The organism is Kytococcus sedentarius, assembly GCF_041937525.1.
GTDB lineage: Bacteria > Actinomycetota > Actinomycetes > Actinomycetales > Dermatophilaceae > Kytococcus > Kytococcus sedentarius_A.
Map to the genome: position 1 here is coordinate 1 of NZ_CP169391.1, position 19,680 is coordinate 19,680.

11 protein-coding genes and 3 rRNA genes are annotated in these 19,680 nt (G+C 68.8%); 12 read left to right on the top strand and 2 right to left on the bottom strand.

Annotation, left to right across the window (positions count from 1 at the left end; genetic code table 11):
- The first annotated feature begins 419 nt into the window (after window positions 1-419).
- The 5 genes from ACEY2A_RS00005 (at window position 420) to ACEY2A_RS00025 (ending at window position 7,858) form a co-directional block, all read left to right on the top strand.
- Window positions 420-1,943, top strand: a 16S ribosomal RNA gene (locus ACEY2A_RS00005).
- Between the two features lie 390 nt (window positions 1,944-2,333).
- Window positions 2,334-5,418 (top strand): 23S ribosomal RNA (locus ACEY2A_RS00010).
- Between the two features lie 129 nt (window positions 5,419-5,547).
- Window positions 5,548-5,664: ribosomal RNA gene (gene rrf / locus ACEY2A_RS00015) — 5S ribosomal RNA — on the top strand.
- The 16S, 23S and 5S rRNA genes sit together here, the layout of an rRNA operon.
- Window positions 5,665-5,861: 197 nt before the next feature.
- Entirely contained in the window at window positions 5,862-7,043 is a 1,182-nt protein-coding gene (locus tag ACEY2A_RS00020; protein WP_374928856.1) for a tetratricopeptide repeat protein, read from the top strand.
- Complete coding sequence (locus tag ACEY2A_RS00025) at window positions 7,040-7,858, top strand: HAD-IIA family hydrolase (protein ID WP_374928857.1); 819 nt, start codon at window positions 7,040-7,042, stop codon at window positions 7,856-7,858. The genes ACEY2A_RS00020 and ACEY2A_RS00025 overlap by 4 nt, the downstream gene beginning before the upstream one ends.
- Window positions 7,859-7,883: 25 nt before the next feature.
- Here the strand turns inward: ACEY2A_RS00025 and mptB are convergent, their stop codons facing one another.
- Window positions 7,884-9,569, bottom strand: coding sequence for a polyprenol phosphomannose-dependent alpha 1,6 mannosyltransferase MptB (gene mptB / locus ACEY2A_RS00030; RefSeq protein ID WP_374928858.1), 1,686 nt, complete (start codon window positions 9,567-9,569; stop codon window positions 7,884-7,886).
- Between mptB and alr the strand changes: the two genes are divergently transcribed.
- Genes alr through ACEY2A_RS00065 form a run of 7 tightly spaced genes read left to right on the top strand, consistent with a single transcriptional unit; the run spans window position 9,537 to window position 16,235 of the window.
- Window positions 9,537-10,712 (top strand): alanine racemase, encoded by a 1,176-nt coding sequence (alr, locus tag ACEY2A_RS00035; RefSeq protein WP_374928859.1) that lies wholly within the window; start codon window positions 9,537-9,539, stop codon window positions 10,710-10,712. The two genes, mptB and alr, sit on opposite strands and share 33 nt — an antisense overlap.
- On the top strand, window positions 10,712-11,614 hold the full coding sequence (locus ACEY2A_RS00040; RefSeq protein ID WP_374928860.1) for an alpha/beta fold hydrolase: 903 nt from the start codon (window positions 10,712-10,714) through the stop codon (window positions 11,612-11,614). The genes alr and ACEY2A_RS00040 overlap by 1 nt, the downstream gene beginning before the upstream one ends.
- Window positions 11,611-12,123, top strand: coding sequence for a tRNA (adenosine(37)-N6)-threonylcarbamoyltransferase complex ATPase subunit type 1 TsaE (gene tsaE / locus ACEY2A_RS00045; RefSeq protein ID WP_374928861.1), 513 nt, complete (start codon window positions 11,611-11,613; stop codon window positions 12,121-12,123). Before ACEY2A_RS00040 ends, tsaE begins: the two co-directional genes overlap by 4 nt.
- Before the next feature lie 5 nt (window positions 12,124-12,128).
- On the top strand, window positions 12,129-12,806 hold the full coding sequence (gene tsaB / locus ACEY2A_RS00050) for a tRNA (adenosine(37)-N6)-threonylcarbamoyltransferase complex dimerization subunit type 1 TsaB (protein ID WP_374928862.1): 678 nt from the start codon (window positions 12,129-12,131) through the stop codon (window positions 12,804-12,806).
- Entirely contained in the window at window positions 12,803-13,363 is a 561-nt protein-coding gene (rimI, locus tag ACEY2A_RS00055; RefSeq protein ID WP_374928863.1) for a ribosomal protein S18-alanine N-acetyltransferase, read from the top strand. Before tsaB ends, rimI begins: the two co-directional genes overlap by 4 nt.
- Entirely contained in the window at window positions 13,360-14,412 is a 1,053-nt protein-coding gene (gene tsaD / locus ACEY2A_RS00060; protein WP_374928864.1) for a tRNA (adenosine(37)-N6)-threonylcarbamoyltransferase complex transferase subunit TsaD, read from the top strand. Before rimI ends, tsaD begins: the two co-directional genes overlap by 4 nt.
- Complete coding sequence (locus ACEY2A_RS00065) at window positions 14,409-16,235, top strand: glycoside hydrolase family 3 N-terminal domain-containing protein (RefSeq protein WP_374928865.1); 1,827 nt, start codon at window positions 14,409-14,411, stop codon at window positions 16,233-16,235. The genes tsaD and ACEY2A_RS00065 overlap by 4 nt, the downstream gene beginning before the upstream one ends.
- Window positions 16,236-16,254: 19 nt before the next feature.
- Here the strand turns inward: ACEY2A_RS00065 and ACEY2A_RS00070 are convergent, their stop codons facing one another.
- Entirely contained in the window at window positions 16,255-19,614 is a 3,360-nt protein-coding gene (locus ACEY2A_RS00070) for an efflux RND transporter permease subunit (RefSeq protein WP_374928866.1), read from the bottom strand.
- Between the last annotated feature and the right edge of the window lie 66 nt (window positions 19,615-19,680).

Below are 19,680 nucleotides of genomic sequence, written 5' to 3' on the forward strand. Positions count from 1 at the left end.
TCCTCCTCGTTGCCCGGACGGGTGGCCCGCGAGAGAGTCTGGTTCGGCCAGATGGTGTCGGGTGTGAATGTCTGGTCTGGGTGGCTCCACTGGTTGCTTCGTGTGTGTGGTGGGTCGTGCCTGGTTGGTTGATCGGGTTTGCGGCTGGCTGCTGGATGGTGTAACGTAGTGGATCGCCCCTGAACGAGATCGCACGGTGGCTCACGGTTGTGAGTGTGTGGTGGGTGTTGGGGAGTGTTTGGTCCTTGAGAACTCAACAGTGTGTCATGAATCGATGCCAAATTATTTTGTTGTATCCCTTTCGCATCCATGACTGTTCGCCTCTTTGATGGGGTGTGTGGTTGTGGGTGTGTTTGGTTGATTTCTTTGGCGAGAAGATGACTCCAGCGAGTCATTCTGCTCTGCCAGTATCAATATTTTCTACGGAGAGTTTGATCCTGGCTCAGGACGAACGCTGGCGGCGTGCTTAACACATGCAAGTCGAACGGTGAAGCGAGTGCTTGCACTCGTGGATCAGTGGCGAACGGGTGAGTAACACGTGAGTAACCTGCCCTCCACTCTGGGATAAGCGCTGGAAACGGCGTCTAATACTGGATACGACCAACCTTCGCATGGGGTGTTGGTGGAAAGATTTATCGGTGGTGGATGGACTCGCGTCCTATCAGCTTGTTGGTGGGGTAATGGCCTACCAAGGCGACGACGGGTAGCCGGCCTGAGAGGGCGACCGGCCACACTGGGACTGAGACACGGCCCAGACTCCTACGGGAGGCAGCAGTGGGGAATATTGCACAATGGGCGAAAGCCTGATGCAGCGACGCCGCGTGAGGGATGACGGCCTTCGGGTTGTAAACCTCTTTCAGCAGGGAAGAAGCTTTTGTGACGGTACCTGCAGAAGAAGCACCGGCTAACTACGTGCCAGCAGCCGCGGTAATACGTAGGGTGCGAGCGTTGTCCGGAATTATTGGGCGTAAAGAGCTTGTAGGCGGTTTGTCGCGTCTGCTGTGAAAATCTAGGGCTTAACCCTGGACGTGCAGTGGGTACGGGCAGACTAGAGTATGGTAGGGGAGACTGGAATTCCTGGTGTAGCGGTGGAATGCGCAGATATCAGGAGGAACACCGATGGCGAAGGCAGGTCTCTGGGCCATTACTGACGCTGAGAAGCGAAAGCATGGGGAGCGAACAGGATTAGATACCCTGGTAGTCCATGCCGTAAACGTTGGGCGCTAGGCGTGGGTCTCATTCCACGAGATCCGTGTCGCAGCTAACGCATTAAGCGCCCCGCCTGGGGAGTACGGCCGCAAGGCTAAAACTCAAAGGAATTGACGGGGGCCCGCACAAGCGGCGGAGCATGCTGATTAATTCGATGCAACGCGAAGAACCTTACCAAGGCTTGACATGCACCGGATCGCCTCAGAGATGGGGTTTCCCTTTGGGCTGGTGCACAGGTGGTGCATGGTTGTCGTCAGCTCGTGTCGTGAGATGTTGGGTTAAGTCCCGCAACGAGCGCAACCCTCGTTCTATGTTGCCAGCACGTAATGGTGGGGACTCATAGGAGACTGCCGGGGTCAACTCGGAGGAAGGTGGGGATGACGTCAAATCATCATGCCCCTTATGTCTTGGGCTTCAAGCATGCTACAATGGCCGGTACAGAGGGTTGCGAAACCGTGAGGTGGAGCGAATCCCAAAAAACCGGTCTCAGTTCGGATTGGGGTCTGCAACTCGACCCCATGAAGTCGGAGTCGCTAGTAATCGCAGATCAGCAACGCTGCGGTGAATACGTTCCCGGGCCTTGTACACACCGCCCGTCAAGTCACGAAAGTCGGTAACACCCGAAGCCGGTGGCCTAACCCTTGTGGGAGGAGCCGTCTAAGGTGGGACCGGTGATTGGGACTAAGTCGTAACAAGGTAGCCGTACCGGAAGGTGCGGCTGGATCACCTCCTTTCTAAGGAGCTTCAACGCTCGCATGGCTGCCGGATGGTGGTTGTGTGGGTGTCATGCCTGCCAGGCTTTGTGTCTGGTGGGGCCCTTTTCGTGTCCGAATGTGGCACGGGGGGTGCTTCTGGGTGGAACATCGATTGATCATGACCATCGTGTGTGCTGCTGTGTGAGTACGGCGCCCTGTGTGGGTGTTGGGAAAGCGTGGTGGTGTGTGTGGTGGTTGTTGACACACTGTTGGGTCCCCAGGGACCAAGCATGGTCTGCGCTCTGTTGTGGGTGTGGGTTGTGGTTGGTTGTTGGGTTCCTCTGATTCTGCTGGCGTGCACGCATGTGTGTGTTGGTGGGGTTGCGGGGTTGTTTTTTGAGAACTTCACAGTGGACGCGAGCATCTTTGTGTCAAGTTTTTAAGGGCACATGGTGGATGCCTTGGCATCAGAAACCGATGAAGGACGTGAGAATCTGCGATAAGCCTCGGGTAGTCGATAACTAGACGTTGATCCGAGGATTTCCGAATGGGGCAACCCGGCTGGAGGCAAGTCCAGTCACCGCTACCTGAATATATAGGGTAGAGGGAGGGAACGTGGGGAAGTGAAACATCTCAGTACCCACAGGAAGAGAAAACAACAGTGATTCCGTGAGTAGTGGCGAGCGAAAGCGGATGAGGCTAAACCGTGCACGTGTGATACCTGGTAGGGGTTGCGTGTGCGGGGTTGTGGGATGGACATTTCCAGGGTCTACCAGCTCTGGGGACAGTAAGAAATGTTGGTGGTAGTCGAACGGTCTTGAAGGGCCGGGCAGAGAGGGTGCGACCCCCGTAGACGAAACTGCTGGCACTGTCTGTGTCTTTTCCCGAGTAGCACGGGGCCCGTGAAATCTCGTGTGAATCTGCCGGGACCACCCGGTAAGCCTAAATATTCTCTGATGACCGATAGCGGACAAGTACCGTGAGGGAAAGGTGAAAAGTACCCCGGGAGGGGAGTGAAATAGTTCCTGAAACCATGTGCCTACAATCCGTTGGAGCCCGTGAGGGTGACAGCGTGCCTTTTGAAGAATGAGCCTGCGAGTTAGTGCTCAGTGGCAAGGTTAACCCGTGTGGGGAAGCCGTAGCGAAAGCGAGTCCGAACAGGGCGTTTGAGTCGCTGGGTCTAGACCCGAAGCGGAGTGATCTACCCATGGCCAGGTTGAAGCGCCGGTAAGACGGCGTGGAGGACCGAACCCACTTAGGTTGAAAACTGAGGGGATGAGCTGTGGGTAGGGGTGAAAGGCCAATCAAACTCCGTGATAGCTGGTTCTCCCCGAAATGCATTTAGGTGCAGCGTCACGTGTTTCTTGCCAGAGGTAGAGCTACTGGATAGCTGATGGGCCCCACCGGGTTACTGACGTTAGCCAAACTCCGAATGCTGGTAAGTGAAGCGTGGCAGTGAGACTGCGGGGGATAAGCTTCGTAGTCGAGAGGGAAACAGCCCAGATCACCAACTAAGGTCCCTAAGCGTGTGCTAAGTGGGAAAGGATGTGGAGTTGCTGTGACAACCAGGAGGTTGGCTTAGAAGCAGCCACCCTTTAAAGAGTGCGTAACAGCTCACTGGTCAAGTGATTCCGCGCCGACAATGTAGCGGGGCTCAAGCACACCACCGAAGTTGTGGCAATGCCCGTATGGGTGTTGGGTAGGGGAGCGTCGTGCAGCGAGTGAAGCGGCGGAGTGATCCAGTCGTGGATGCTGCACGAGTGAGAATGCAGGCATGAGTAGCGAAAGACGGGTGAGAAACCCGTCCGCCGAATAACCAAGGGTTCCAGGGTCAAGCTAATCTGCCCTGGGTAAGTCGGGACCTAAGGCGAGGCCGACAGGCGTAGTCGATGGACATCCGGTTGATACTCCGGAACCGGCGAAGAACCGCCCCTGGCGAGGCTGTGGATGCTAACCGTGTGATCACTGCTGATCGGCACTTTGTGTCGTGATGATGGTGTGAGCCCGGGACCCGAAACAGTAGTAGCCAAGCGATGGAGAGACGCAAGAAGGTAGCTGCAGCGTGGCGATGGTAGTCCACGTCCAAGGGTGTAGGGCGACGTCTAGGCAAATCCGGACGTCATGTGCCTGAGACCTGATAGTGACCGCGTATGCGGGAAGTCAGTGATCCTATGTTGCCGAGAAAATCTTCTAGCGAGGTTCTAGCCGCCCGTACCCCAAACCGACTCAGGTGGTTAGGTAGAGAATACCAAGGCGATCGAGTGAATCGTGGTTAAGGAATTCGGCAAAATACCCCCGTAACTTCGGGAGAAGGGGGGCCTGATCCGTGAAACCACATGCTGGTGGCAGCGGTGATGGCCGCAGAGACCAGGGAGAAGCGACTGTTTACTAAAAACACAGGTCCGTGCGAAGTCGCAAGACGATGTATACGGACTGACGCCTGCCCGGTGCTGGAAGGTTAAGGGGACGAGTCAACCCGTAAGGGTGCAGCTCTGAACTTAAGCCCCAGTAAACGGCGGTGGTAACTATAACCATCCTAAGGTAGCGAAATTCCTTGTCGGGTAAGTTCCGACCTGCACGAATGGCGTAACGACTTCTCCACTGTCTCAACCACGAACTCGGCGAAATTGCACTACGAGTAAAGATGCTCGTTACGCGCAGCAGGACGGAAAGACCCCGGGACCTTTACTACAGCTTGGTATTGGTATTCGGTGCGGCTTGTGTAGGATAGGTGGGAGACTGTGAAGCACACGCGCCAGCGTGTGTGGAGTCATCGTTGAAATACCACTCTGGTCGCTCTGGATATCTAACTTCGGTCCGTGATCCGGATCAGGGACAGTGCCTGGTGGGTAGTTTAACTGGGGCGGTTGCCTCCCAAAGGGTAACGGAGGCGCTCAAAGGTTCCCTCAGCCTGGTTGGTAATCAGGTGTTGAGTGCAAGTGCACAAGGGAGCTTGACTGTGAGACGGACATGTCGAGCAGGGACGAAAGTCGGAACTAGTGACCCGACGGTGGATTGTGGAATCGCCGTCGCTCAACGGATAAAAGGTACCCCGGGGATAACAGGCTGATCCTGCCCAAGAGCTCATATCGACGGCATGGTTTGGCACCTCGATGTCGGCTCGTCGCATCCTGGGGCTGGAGTAGGTCCCAAGGGTTGGGCTGTTCGCCCATTAAAGCGGTACGCGAGCTGGGTTTAGAACGTCGTGAGACAGTTCGGTCCCTATCCGCTGCGCGCGCAGGAAACTTGAGAAGAGCTGTCCCTAGTACGAGAGGACCGGGATGGACGAACCTCTGGTGTGCCAGTTGTTCCGCCAGGAGCACCGCTGATTAGCTACGTTCGGAAGTGATAACCGCTGAAAGCATCTAAGCGGGAAGCACGCTTCAAGATGAGGTTTCCATACCCCCTCGTGGGGTGGGAGGCTCCCAGCTAGACTACTGGGTTGATAGGCCGGATGTGGAAGCACAGTAATGTGTGGAGCTGACCGGTACTAATAAGCCGACAACTTGCTACAAAGATGCTACGCGTCCACTGTGCAGTTCCCGGAAAACACACCCCGGAACTGTGAACTGAATACTGGTCTTCGTGACACATTCACGGAGCACTGTTCAGACGTCACACGTGTGTGTGAGTACGACAGTGTTTCGGTGGTCATAGCGAAGGGGAAACGCCCGGTCACATTCCGAACCCGGAAGCTAAGCCCTTCAGCGCCGATGGTACTGCACTGGGAACGGTGTGGGAGAGTAGGACACCGCCGAACTCAACGTCCCGAAACACCCCCGCTATGTTGTGGGTGGATGGTTTCGAAGGAAAGGGTCCGGTACCCCCGATGGGGTACCGGGCCCTTTCGCATACCCAGAGAATCCCGAGCGACGTCGCAGACACCCCGTGCGGGTCCTCGGCAGGCAGGCCCTCGCGTGGCCCGGGCCCACTGTGCACCCCACGTAGACTGGCGCCATGACGTCTGAGAACCCCGGCTTCACCCCGTCCGACGACCGCGACCCGGCAGCGCAGCGCCCGTCGGGTGACGGTGCGCCTGGGTCCGGAGGATCTGCTGGCTGGGGGCGTCGCGCCGAGCGCACGGGTGGATCCGGTGGTCGTGACGGAGGGGGATCGGGTGACCGGTCAGACCGCGGCAGGGGGCGTGGTGGCGACGACCGCCGTGGAGGACCGCGCTCGGGTGGGGGCCGCTTCCGTGATGACCGTGCGGGGGGAGGGCGCCCCCGCGAGGACCGCTCCGGTGGTCGGGGCCGCGGCGGTGGCCCGCGTGGGGGGAAGGGTGATCGCCCAGAGGCCTTCACCGGTGGTGCGCGAGCTCTCGCTCCCAAGGAGGGGCGCCGTCCCGAGCCGGCCATCCCGGACGGAGTCACCGGTCAGGGACTGGGTCAGGTGGTCTGGGACGAGCTGAAGACCCTCTCCAAGGAGAACATGAAGGGTGTGGCCGCCCACATCGAGTCGGCCTACCTCTTCCTGGACGAGGACCTGGACGCAGCGCTGGCGCACGCGGAGACGGCGTCCCGCCGCGCGGGTCGTGTGGCCTCCGCCCGGGAGGCGCTCGGCACGGTTCACTACGCCCGGGAGGAGTGGGGCGACGCGCTGCGTGAGCTGCGGACCGCTGCCCGCCTCGCTGGCACCTCGCATCTGTTGCCGATGATCGCGGACTGCCAGCGGGGTCTGGGCCGCCCGGAGAAGGCACTGGAGCTGGGGGAGTCCCGTGAGGCGTCTCGTCTCGGAAAGGAGAGCCTGGTGGAGATGGCCATCGTGCTCTCCGGCGCCCACCGTGACCTGGGGGATCTCGAGCGTGCGGCGGCGATGCTGTCGACCCCTGCCGAGCGGATCACGCCGCAGGACCCCGCAGCGGGCCGCCTGTGGTTCGCCTACGCCGAGGCCCTGTCCGCCCTGGACCGCCCTGAGGCGCAGCAGTGGTACGACCGCGCCGCATCGGTGGGAGAGACCGGGGAGCCGCCGATCCCGCCGGCCGAGGATGGCGTCTTCTACGACCTGGAGGACTTCGCGCCCGCGGACTCGGTGGCGGCACCGGCCGAGGCGCCCGGGCAGCCGGTGCAGGACGACAACGCGCCGGAGAGTGCCGAGCCCGAGAGCGCTGCGGACGCTGCGGCGGACGGCCGCGACGCGTGACCGACGGGTCCGGGACCGTGCTGCACGGCATCCGCGGAGTCGTCTGCGACGTCGACGGGGTGGTGCACGCCGGGGACCGTGTCTTCACAGAGGCCGTGGACGCGCTCAACGCATGGATGTCCTCTGGTGTTGGTGTGGTGTTCGTGACCAACAACGCCTCGCGTTCCCCGGAGGAGCTGGCCGCGCGGCTGGTGGACGACGGCGTGCGCGTGCGGGTGGAGCAGGTTCTCACCGGTGCCATGGCCGGCGCGCACGTGGTCGCCCAGCAGGTGCCCAGTGGGTCCGCGGTGTTCGTGGCCGGTTCGCAGGCGCTGGCCCATGCCATCAGCGATGCGGGGATGGTGCTCACCGATGACCCCACTGAGGCCGCGGCGGTCGTCCAGGGCTACGCCCCGTCGATGACCTACCAACGTCTGCACGACGCCGCCCGGGCCGTCACCGCGGGCGCGGAGTGGGTGGCCACCAACCGTGACCTCACCCTTCCGACCGCGTGGGGACAGGCCCCGGGCAACGGCGCGTACGTGGCAGCGGTCGCCCACGCCACGGGACAGGAGCCCGTCGTGGCCTGCAAGCCGGAGGCCGCTGTCTACGAGATGGCGCTGGAACGTCTGGGCTGTGCTGCCCCCGAGGCCGTGGCCATCGGCGACCGGCTGGAGACCGACATCGCCGGGGCGAATCGGGCGGGTCTGCACAGCGTGCTGGTGACGACCGGTGTGCACGGTGCGCAGGACGTGGAGCAGGCACAGGCCGACGGCCGGGCCCACCAGCGGCCGGAGCACGTGGTGGCCTCGCTGGCCGAGCTGCACCTGGCCTGAACGGGGCACCTGGCCTGGACCGGGCTCAGGGGCGGACGTCGTCCTCCGGGAGGTGCAGTCGGTGCCCCGAGGGCGTTCCCCCTTCGGGGATGGGCCGGTCGCGGAAGATGAAGAAGAGCACGACCACGCAGGCCAGACCGATGACGACCTGCCCGGATCGGGCGCCGGTGTCGAACAGGCTGTAGGCCACCACGGCGAAGGTCAGCCACAGTGCTGAGCGCTCCACCTCGGGACGCATGCCTGCCAGGGGCAGCAGGGGCAGACCCCACAGGATGTACCAGGGGTGCACGGTCTGCCCGAGCAGGGCCACGATCAGCAGCGTCCACGCGGTGAAGGCGATGCCACCGATCCGCAGCACCCGCACGGAGGCCAGCAGCACCAGGGCGGCCGTCACCGCCATCGCGGCGTACTTCAGGGCGTCCTTGACCACCGGCGCCGCGTCGCCGAGACCGATCGCAGCCAGGGCAGAGGCGAGAAGCCCCCCGACGAGGCTGATGGGGGACAGTCCGGCGGCCATGCCCGGCACCGACAGGGCCGGCAGCCAGCCGTAGCCCAGACCGGTGGCCCACGTGATGAGGGCGAAGCTGGCAGAGAACACGACCGCGGCCACCACGCTCGGCAGCAGGAGCTTCTTGACGTCCGGCCAGGCCTGCGAGAGCCAGGGCTCACCGCTGGTGGGCAGCAGACTGGCGCGGTGGGTGCTCAGCACCTCGGGGTGCAGCCGGGCCGTGCACAGGGCAGTGGTCCCCAACAGGGCGACCGCGGCCGGCTGCTTCACGGCTGCGGCCGCCGCGATGAGCACCGCTCCGATCACCAGGGACTGCCACGGGCCACCCCGGGTGCAGACCCAGAGGGCGACGGCGAGCAGGCCCACCATGAGCGCATCGTTGTGGGCACCCCCGACGAAGTGCATGATCGTCAACGGGTTGGCCACGCCCCACCACAGCGCCAGGTCCCCGCGCACCCCCACCCAGCGGGCGAGGCGGGGGATGGCCCAGAGCATCATCACCACACCGGCCATGGCCATCAGTCGCATCGCGACGGCGGCGAGATAGGGGTGGTCGCCCACGAGCACGACGATCCACCGCTGGATCTCCAGGGCGAGCGGGCCGTAGGGGGTGGGCGTGAGCAGCCAGAAGGGGTCGACCTGCTGCCGGAAGTAGCCACTGACGGCCCCCGGCCCCATCTCGTAGGGGTTCAGGTTGTTCTCGTGCATCCAGCCCACGGCGGCGTACGAGTACGCGTCGTGGCTGTACAGCGGCGGAGCCAGCAGCAGGGGGACCGACCACAGCAGGATGGTCGCCCGCATCGGCGGGGTCGGGCGGTCCGAGCGAGGGCGGATGCGCAGCCACGCGGTGACCAGCGCGATCGTGCCGGCCAGCAGCAGGACGGTGGCCAGCACCGTCCCCTCAGGGGTGAGCAGCCACCGCAGCCCCGGCACGTCCTGCAACGGGTTGATGCGCGGCAGGAAGAGCGGCGTGTGCGCCCCCACAGCCATCAGGAGCGCTCCCAGGACACCCCAGCGGACCCGTCCGTCCCTCCACGCGGTGAGCGTGGAGTCGCGCAGATGTGACAACGGCAACGGCCCGGACCTCCCCAGATGGTGTGTTGGGGCCCCATCGTATGCGAGCCCGCGTGCCCACCGGGGACGTGATGAGGGGGGTGTCAGGATGGCCCGATGGGTCGAGAACACTCCGCCGGGCCGGCACACCGCGCCATCGTGGACGCCGCGGCGATCCGGGACAACGTCCGCCGCTGCGTGCAGTGGGCCGACGGGGCCGCCGTGATGGGGGTGGTGAAGGCCGGTGGGTACGGGCACGGGGCCTTGGCCGCCGCACGCGCGACGCTGGCCGGGGGTGCCACGCTCGTGGGCGTGGCCCAGCCCACGGAGGCCGTCGCCCTGCGCCGCGGGGGGATCGAGGCCGAGATCCTCGCCTGGTTGCTGACCCCCCGGGCCGATCTGGACGATGCGGTGGCGCACGACATCACCCTCGGTGTCGCTGCGCCGTGGGCACTGGAGGCCGTGCGGGCCGCCGGCCGGCGCGCCGGCCGCCCGGTGCGGGTGCACGTGGAGCTGGACACGGGGATGAGCCGCGGGGGCATCGCGCCCCGGGACTGGCAGGACCTCTTCACCCTCGCCCGCGCCGCGGAGCGGGAGGGCTCGCTGGTGGTGGAGGGCGTGTTCTCCCACCTGGCCTGCGCCGACGACCCCACGCACCCGGCCACCGACCACCAGCGGGACGCCTTCGAACAGGGCCTGGCCACCGCCGTGCGTGCCGGCCTGGACCCGCGGTGGCGCCACCTGTCCAACTCCGCCGCCACCGTCACCCGGCCCGACCTCGCCTACGACCTGGTCCGCCCGGGGCTGGTCTCCTACGGTCTCTCCCCGATCCCGGAGCTGCGCACCAGCCAGGAGCTGGGGGTCCGTCCCGCGATGACGCTCGTGGCCCCGGTGTCCGCGGTGCGCTGGGTGCCACCCGGCACGGGCGTGAGCTACTCGCACACCCACGTCACGCGGACCGAGCGCTGGCTCGGGGTGGTGCCCCTGGGGTACGGCGACGGCGTGCCCCGTGGGCTCTCCGACCGCGGGCGCGTCCGCGTGGCGGGCCGCGAGGGACCCGTGGACGCACCCTTCGTGGGGCGGGTCTGCATGGACCAGTTCGTGGTCGACCTCGGCCCGGCCACGGGGGAGACGCCTCCCGTGACCGCCGGGGACGAGGTGGTGCTCTTCGGGGACGGCGCCGACGGGGGGCCCACGGCCCAGGACTGGGCCGCGGCGATGGACACCATCAGCTACGAGATCGTGACCCGCGTGGGCCCCCGGGTGCCCCGTGAGGTGGTGGGCCAGAACTGATGCAGCACCTGTGGACCACCCGCCAGGACCGAGAGCTCCACGCCCTGCTCCAGGGGCCGAGCCCCGCCGAGGCACGGGCCACCGTGGTCATGACCCACGGGTACGTGCTCTCCTCGGGGATCTTCGGCCCGGTCGCCCGGCAGCTCGCAGCGGCCGGTGTGCACGTGGTCCGGCCGGACCTCGCCGGTCACGGGTGGTCGCGCGCCGGTGCCCAGGAGATGGACCTCGCCACCCTGGCCGACGACCTGGCCGAGGTGGTGCACGAGCTGCGCCTGCCCGCCGACCACCGGCTGGTGCTCCTCGGCCACTCGATGGGGGGCATGGTCACCATGCAGGCGCTCGAGCGCCACCCGTGGTTGGCGGACCGTGTGGACGCCCTGGTGTGGCTGGCCACCTCTCCCGGGGGCATGACCTCCTCGCCCTTCGGCATGCCGCTGCGTTCCGCGGCGCTGGTCGGCCCCCTGGTGAGCAAGCTGGGGCCACGGGTGATGTCGCGCGCGGCCCGCGGTGACGACGAGCGGCGCCCCCGACCCCGCGCGGCCGCGCTGGAGGTGGAGCTCGCCCACCTGGCGCGCAGCAACTTCGCCGGTCGTCCCTCCCGGGCCGTGGTGCGCCAGGTGGCTGCGATGCACCACCGGGTGCCCTACCGCGTGCTCTCGCAGCTGCTCACCTCCATCCTCGCCCACGACGCCCGGGAGGTGCTGGCGGGCCTCGACCGTCCGGGGCTGGTGCTCATCGGCGATGATGACCGCATGACACCCCACAGCCACTCCGTCGAGATCGCGGACCTGCACCGGGGGGCGCGGCTGCAGGTGATCGAGCGCGCCGGCCACCTGGCCATGGTGGAGCGGCCCCACGAGGTCGCCGCCGCGGTGCTCGACCTCATCGAGGAGCTGCCGTGACGGTGGTGGTGGCCGCCACCGCCGCGGCCACGGGCGAGCTGGGGCGTCGGCTCGGGGAGTGGGTGCGCGCCGGGGACGTGCTGGTGCTGACGGGGGAGCTCGGAGCGGGCAAGACCACCCTCACCCGCGGCCTCGGGGAGGGCCTGGGGGTGCGCGGTGAGGTGACCTCACCCACGTTCGTGATCTCCCGAGTCCACCCCTCGATGCGGGGTGGCCCCGCCCTGGTGCACGTGGACGCCTACCGCCTGGACAGCCGCGCGGAGGTGGACGACATCGACCTGGAGACCGACCTGGCCGATGCGGTGCTCGTCGCCGAGTGGGGGGCCGGACTGGTGGAGCAGCTCACCGACAGGTGGCTCGAGGTCACCGTGCGGCGGGCCACCGGACACGACGCGCAGGGGGCGGACCAGGCCACCCGCCACATCGAGGTGGCCGCGGTGGGGGAGTGGGAGCCGGCGGCGGATCGGCTGTCCGAGCTGTCGGACCTGTTGCGCCGCGAACTACCCTGAGCCCCATGCTGCTCGCCCTGGACACCTCCACCGCCGCGGTCACCGCCGCGGTGCACTCCGGCGCCCCCGGAACCCCCGGCACGGTGCTCGCCGTGGAGACCGTGGTGGACGCCCGCGGCGCCGGGGAGCACCTGGCCCCGGCCGCCCACCGCGCCCTGGCACGGGCCGGCGTGACGGTCGATGAGCTCACCGACATCGTCGTGGGCGTGGGCCCCGGGCCGTTCACCGGGCTGCGCGTGGGCATCGTCACCGGCCGGGTGCTGGCCCTCACCTCCGGGGCGGCCCTGCACGGCGTGTGCAGCCTGGACGCGCTGGCCGCTGACGCTCGCGAGAGGGGCGTCGTGGCCGCCGACCAGCCCCTGCTGGTGGCCACCGACGCCCGCCGCAAGGAGGTCTACTGGGCGGTCTACCCCCGCGACGTGCACCGCTCCCAGGGGCCGCAGGTGGGCCCGGCCGCCGAGCTGCCGGACGACGTGCGCGAGCTGCCCGCCCTCGGCGCGGGGGTGGCCCTCTACCCCGATGCGCTCACCGGTGGCATCCCCGATCTCCCCACCGAGGTGGATGCGGGTGTGCTGGCCCGGCTGGCCGCCGACCACCCCGAGGTGCTCACCTCCACCGAGCCGCTCTACCTGCGCCGCCCCGACTCCCAGGTGCCCGGGCAGCGCAAGCGGGTGCTCCTGTGACGGCGCTGCTCACCGACGCCCACTGGCGTGACCTGCCCCAGCTGGCCGCGCTGGAGGCTGACGCCCACCCGCACGACGCCTGGTCCGAGGCTGCCTGGTGGGGAGAGCTGGCCAGCGGCCGCCGCGAGTACGTGGTGGCCGTGGACCCCGGTGCCGCCGGTGCGGACGTCCCCGGTCAGCGGCAGGTGCTCGGGTACGCCGGGGTGGACCACGGTGGCCAGGTGGCCGACGTCATGACCATCACCGTCCACCCCGCAGCCCGCGGGACGGGCCTGGGACGCCGGCTCATGGACCACCTGGTGCACAGCGCGACACGCCGGGGCGCCGAGGCGCTGCTGCTGGAGGTGCGGGCGGACAACGAACCCGCGCTGCGGCTGTACGAGCACACCGGGTTCGAGTCCCTGTCGCGGCGCCGCGGGTACTACCGGGGCGCCCACGGACCGGTGGACGCCCTCATCCTGCGCCGGCTGCTCGACCGCTCCCGGGGTGGTACGGAACCCTCCCACGCACCGGCCCCGCCGTCCCCGCCCGCCACCCCGGAGGTGTCCGCCCGATGAGCCGTCCCGACGAACCGCTGGTGCTGGGCATCGAGACCAGTTGCGACGAGACCGGCGTGGGGATCGTCCGCGGCACCACGCTGCTCGCCGACGCCGTGGCCAGCAGCATGGACGAGCACGCCGCGTTCGGGGGTGTCGTCCCCGAGGTGGCCAGCCGAGCCCACCTCGAGGCGATGGTCCCCACCATCGAGCAGGCCTGCCGCGATGCGGGCGTGCAGCTGCGCGACGTGGACGCCGTGGCCGTCACCGCCGGGCCCGGCCTGGCCGGCGCGCTGCTGGTGGGCGCCGCCAGCGCCAAGGCGCTCGCGGTGGGCCTGGGCAAGCCCATCTACGGGGTGAACCACCTCTCGGCACACGTCGCCGTGGACGTCGTGGAGCACGGTCCGCTGCCCGAGCCGATGATGTCGCTCCTGGTCTCCGGGGGGCACTCCTCGCTGCTGCTCGTGCCGGACATCACCCACGACGTGCGGCCGATGGGGCAGACCATCGACGACGCAGCCGGCGAGGCCTTCGACAAGGTGGCCCGGGTGCTCGGCCTGCCCTTCCCCGGGGGACCCCACATCGACCGTGCGGCGCGGGAGGGCAACCGCATCGCCATCGACTTCCCCCGCGGCCTGACCTCCCGCCGAGACCTGGAGCGCCACGAGTTCGACTTCTCCTTCAGTGGCCTGAAGACCGCGGTGGCGCGCTGGGTGGAGACCCAGGAGCGCGATGGGGTGACGGTGCCGGTGGCGGACGTCGCCGCCAGCTTCCAGGAGGCGGTCGTGGACGTGCTCACCCGCAAGGCCGTGGCCGCCTGCCGCGCCGAGGGCGTGGAGGACCTGATGCTGGGCGGCGGCGTGGCCGCGAACTCGCGCCTGCGCGCGCTGGCCGCCGAGCGGTGTGAGGCCGCGGGCATCCGCCTGCGCGTGCCCCGCCCCGGACTCTGCACGGACAACGGTGCCATGGTGGCCGCTCTCGGCGCGCAGATGGTCATGCGGGGTCGGACGCCGTCCGGGCTGGACCTGCCGGCGAGCTCGTCGCAGCCCGTCACCGAGGTGCAGGTGTGAGCCGGCGGACCGTCGCCCTGGTGGCCGCGCTCGGTGCGGGGCTGCTCGCGGGCTGCAGCGACGACGAGCCCGCGCCCGGGCCGGGGACGAGTGCCCCGGACGCCTCGGGGCCCGCGCACCCGTCCTCCCGGCCCTCGGGGTCCGCGAGTCCGTCGGGGGAGCCCTCGCAGGCGCCGAGCCCGTCCTCCCAGCCCTCGCCGTCGGGGGAGCCCTCGTCGTCGGGCTCCGCGCCGGGCGCCGGGGAGGCCCTGGCCTGGGAGGAGGCCGTGCGCCGGGCCGAGGGGCTCGTGGCCGACCTGCCGGTGGAGCAGCTGGCCGGGCAGGTGATCGTGGCCGGGTACGAGGGGACCGGCCCGCGGGGTGCCGAGGCGCTGGTCCGCGACGGCTTCGGGGGCGTGATCGCGTTCTCCGCCAACGTGCCGCAGGACGTCACCGCGCTGGCCGAGGTGAACGCCGCCGTGCAGCGGGCCCAGGCCGAGTCCGGGCGGGACTGGCCGGCCGTGATCGGCGTGGACCAGGAGGGAGGGCCGGTCCAGCGGCTGGGCGAGCCGGTGACCCAGTTCCCCGCCGGCATGGCCCACGGCGCCGCCGACGACGCCGACCTCTCCCGCGAGGTGGCTCGTCACAGTGGGGAGCAGCTGCGTGCACTGGGCTTCACCATGGTCTTCGCCCCGGACGCCGACGTCACCGTGGGTCCGCAGGACCCCACCATCGGCGTGCGCTCCCCGGGCTCGGACCCGCAGCGGGTCGCGCAGGTGGCCGGCGCGCTGGTGCAGGGCTACCGACAGGCCGGCATCGTGCCCGTGGCCAAGCACTTCCCCGGCCACGGTGGCCTGACCACCGACAGCCACGAGGGCCTGCCGGCCACCGATGCCAGCGTGGAGGAGCTCGGCGCCCACGACCTGGTGCCCTTCTCCGCACTGGCCGAGCACGACGTGCCGGTGATGGTCGGCCACATCGCGGTGACGGCCCTGGACGACCTGCCGGCCACGCTCAGCGCCCGCACCACGGGTCTCCTGCGCGATGCGGCCGGGCCCGACGTCCTGGTGGTGACCGACGCGCTGAACATGGGTGCCCTGGACGCTGCCGAGGAGTCCACCGGGACCGACCGGTCCGTCGCGGCGCTCGCGGCGGGCTCGGATCTGCTGCTCATGCCGCCGGACCCGCAGGCGGCCCGCGCCGCCGTGGTGGAGGCCGTGGCCGAGGGCGCCCTGCCCGAGGAGCGCCTGCGCGACGCCGCCAGTCACGTGGTGGCCGCGAGCCTCCAGGTGGGCGCTGAGTCCCCGGGCGCTGTCTCCGATGGTGGCGTGTCCGATGGTGGCGTGCCCGCGTCGGGCGCGGGAAGGGCTCTGGCCGACCGCCTGGCCGCGGCGGCCCTGACCTCCCTGGGCGAGACCTGCGACCCGGCCGTCCTCTCCGCCGGTGACGTGGTCCGCGTGGTGGGCGGTACCGAGGAGCAGCGCGGCGCCCTCGGCGAGGCACTGGACGCCGCGGGCCTGAGCGTCTCGGCGCAGGGGGACACGGTGCTCCGCATCGTCGACGGTGGTGACTACGCGGCCGGCCAGGTGGAGGACGGGCAGATGCCGGGCGACACCTCATCGGGCCCCCAGGGTGGGGGAGCTCCCCGCGCGGCCGACGTCGCGCTCTCGCTGGACGTCCCCTACGGGCTCGAGGGGGTGGACGCGCCGGTCGAGCTGGCGGCCTTCGGTGACACCGCGGCCCACCTGCGGGCGGTGGCCGGTGCCCTGGTGGGTGAGGTCACGCCCGCCGGGACCCTGCCGGTCCCGTTGGGGGACCGGCAGGTCGGCTCCGCCTGCGACTGAGCTCAGGCGGCGAGTGACCTCAGGCGCCGGCGGGGCGCCAGCCGTCCAGGGCGGTCGACCCGCCGCGGCCGGTGGCCGTGCCGGGCGTGGTGGCCGGAGCCGGCTGAGCGGCCGGCTCCACCGGGTCCGCGCCGTCGAACTCCTCGGCCCTTGCGCGGCGGCCGTCGCCACGGGTGAACCGCGCGGCGATCCGCTCCACCAGCACGTACAGCGCCGGCACCAGCAGCAGCGTCAGCAGCGTGCTGCTCACCAGGCCACCGATCACCACGATGGCCAGCGGCTGACTGATGAACGCGCCACCCCCGGTGAGGGCGAACGCCATCGGCAGCAGGGCGCAGATGGTGGCCAGCGCCGTCATGAGGATCGGCCGCAGGCGGTGGCGCCCACCCTCGACGACAGCCCGCTCCACGGACATGCCCCGCTCGCGGTACTGGTTCACCAGGTCGATCAGCACGATCGCATTGGTGACCACGATGCCCACCAGCATCAGACCACCGATCATGCCGGCCACACCCAGCGGGATCTGCGTGATGATCAGCAGGGCGATGGCGCCGGTGGCGGCGAACGGGATGGAGACCAGCAGGATCAGCGGCTGCACGATGGAGCGGAAGGCCGCCACCATGATCAGGTACACGATGCCGATGGCCGCGAGCATGGCCAGCCCCAGCTGGGCGAAGGCCTCGTTCTGCTCCTCGCTCACGCCACCCAGGGTGACCTCCACGCCCTCGGGCACGTCCACCCCATCGATGGCGGTGGTGAGCTCCTGGGTGAAAGTGCCCAGGTTGTCCGTGCCGTTGACGGTGGTGATGGTGGCCGAGCGCTCCGAGTCGGTGCGGGTGATGCTCACCGGGGAGTCCACCTGCTCCACCTCGGCGATGTCGCCGAGGGTGACCGGGCCCTGCGGGCCGGCGCCGACGGGCAGCGCGCGCAGCTCCTTCACCGAGGCGGGCTTCTCACCCTGCTGCACGACCACCTGGCGGGCCTCGTCCTGCAGGGTCACCTCACCGAGCGGGGCGCCGTTGAGCGCGCCGCCCACCAGCTGGCCCACCTGGGCCTCGGGCAGGCCGGCGGCCAGGGCCGCCTGGCGGTCGACGGTCACCCGGACGGCGGGCACGGTGTCGGCCACGTTGTTGGTGACCTCCTCGGCGCCCTCGACCCCGGCGACTGCCTCCTCCACGTCGCGGGCCGCGGTCTCCAGGGCCTCCTGGTCGGACGAGCGGACGACCACCTCGGTCTCACCCGATGCCGGCCCCTCCGAGGCGCCCGAGACACGGACGGTGCCCTCGGCGTCGGCGACTGCCTCCTCGATGCGGGTGCGCACCTCATCGGAGTCCGCCTCCTCGTCCATGGCGACGAAGAACTGGGAGGAGCTCGCCCCACCACCCATGAGGGCGGAGGCGCCGTCGCCGGAGTCGCCGACGGTGGCGGTGACCGTCTTGACGCCCTCGATGCCGGACAGCGCCTCCTCGACCTGCTGGGCGGCCTGGTCGGTGGCCTCCAGGGTGGTGCCGGCGGGCAGCTCCTGGGTGATGGTCACCTGGGTGTCACCGGCCGAGCCGAGGAAGTCCGTCTTCACGAAACCGGCCATCCCCAGCGTCCCGGCGAACACCAGCAGTCCGGCCAGGCAGGTGAGCAACGGGCGCCGGATGACGGTCCGCAGCACGGGCAGGTAACCGCGCTGGAGCCAGTCCGGGTCGTCGGAGTGCAGGGCCTTCTGGCGCTCCTCCTCGGAGACGCCGCCCCGCGCCGGGCTGCCCAGGAACCAGTACCCGAGCACCGGGATGATCGTGAGGGCCACCAGCAGCGAGGCCAGCAGGGCCACCACGACGGTGAGCGCGAAGGGGCGGAAGAGCTCGCCCACCTGGCCGCCCACCAGGCCGAGCGGCAGGAAGACTGCTGCGGTGGCGAGGGTGGAGGAGGTCACGGCGCCGGCGACCTCGGCCACGGCCCTCGGGATGGCCTGGGCCTTGTCCTCACCACCGTCCACGTGCCGCTTGATGTTCTCGATGACGACGATCGAGTCGTCCACCACGCGCCCTACCGCGATGGTGAGGGCGCCCAGGGTGAGGATGTTGAGGGAGTAGCCCGCCACGTGCAGTCCGATCATGGCCACCAGCAGCGACAGCGGGATGGACACCGCCGTCACCAGCGTGAGGCGGATGGACAACAGGAAGATCAGCACCACCAGGATGGCGAAGCCCAGCCCGAGCAGACCCTCGACCGTCAGGTCGTGGATGGACTGCTCCACGAAGGGCGCCTGGTCGAAGACCACCGTGAGGCGGCCGTCCTGGCCGAGCTCGCCGGCGAGGCCCTCGAGCTCCTCGGTGACCTCGTGGGAGATGCCCACCGTGTTGCCGTCCGGCGTCTTGACGACGCCCAGGGTGACGGCGGCCTCGCCGTCGGTGCGGGTGAAACCGGTGGCGGGCGGCTCGGCCAGCTCGACCTTCGCCACGTCGCCGAGGGTGGGGATGTCGGAGGGGGCCTGGGCGCTCTGGCCGGCGGTGGGGTCCTGGCCCTGCGGGCCACCCGGGCCACCCGGGCCGGCGGCCGGGGTCTGACCCTCCGGTGCGCCCTGACCCTGCTGGCCGCTCTCGTCCCCCTGCCCTGCGGTGGGGTCCTGACCACCCTCGCCGCCGGTGGCGGGCTGTGCGGCCAGGGGCAGCGCCCGCAGCTCGTCGATTCCGGAGAAGGTCGCCCCCACCTGGACCGCGAGCGACTGGTCGCCCTCGGTCAGGGTGCCTCCGGGCACCACGACCCCGTTGGACTGCAGCGCGGTGGCAATGGTCTGCGGGGTCACCCCGGCCGCCGCGGCAGCCTGCTGGTCCAGGGTGATCTCGACCCGCTCGTCCTTGACACCGGTGATCTGCACCTCGCGGACCCCGGAGACCTTCTCCAGTGCCGGCACGACACTGGTCTCCAGCCGCTCCACGAGGGCGTCGGTGTCTTCTCCGCCGGTGGCGGAGATCTGCATGATGGGGAAGGCGTCGAAGGCCCCCACGATCACCTGGGGGTCGGCGCCCTCGGGGAGTTGCATCCCGGTGACCTCGGACTGCAGCGCCGCCTTCGCGTCGTCGAGCGAGGTGCCGTAGTCCAGCGTCACCTGCACCACCGACAGCCCGTTGGAGCTGGTGGACTCCACGGACTCCACCCCATCGAGCTGCTCGGCCGCCCGTTCCATGGGCTCGGTCACCTGCGACTCGACCACCTCGGAGTCAGCGCCCGCGACGGGCGTGACCGCCACGACGAGCGGGAACTCCAGCGAGGGGAGCAGCTCCTGCTTGAGGGAGGTGGTGGAGAACAGGCCCACGATGAGGGTGAGCACCGTGGCCAGGGCCACCAGCGCGCGGTTCTTCAGGCTCAGACGGGCCAGTGCGGTCACGGGGTCTCCTGCGAGTCGGTGCGGGCGGAGCCGGCTGCGGCTGTGAGTTCCCCCGTGCCGCCGGTG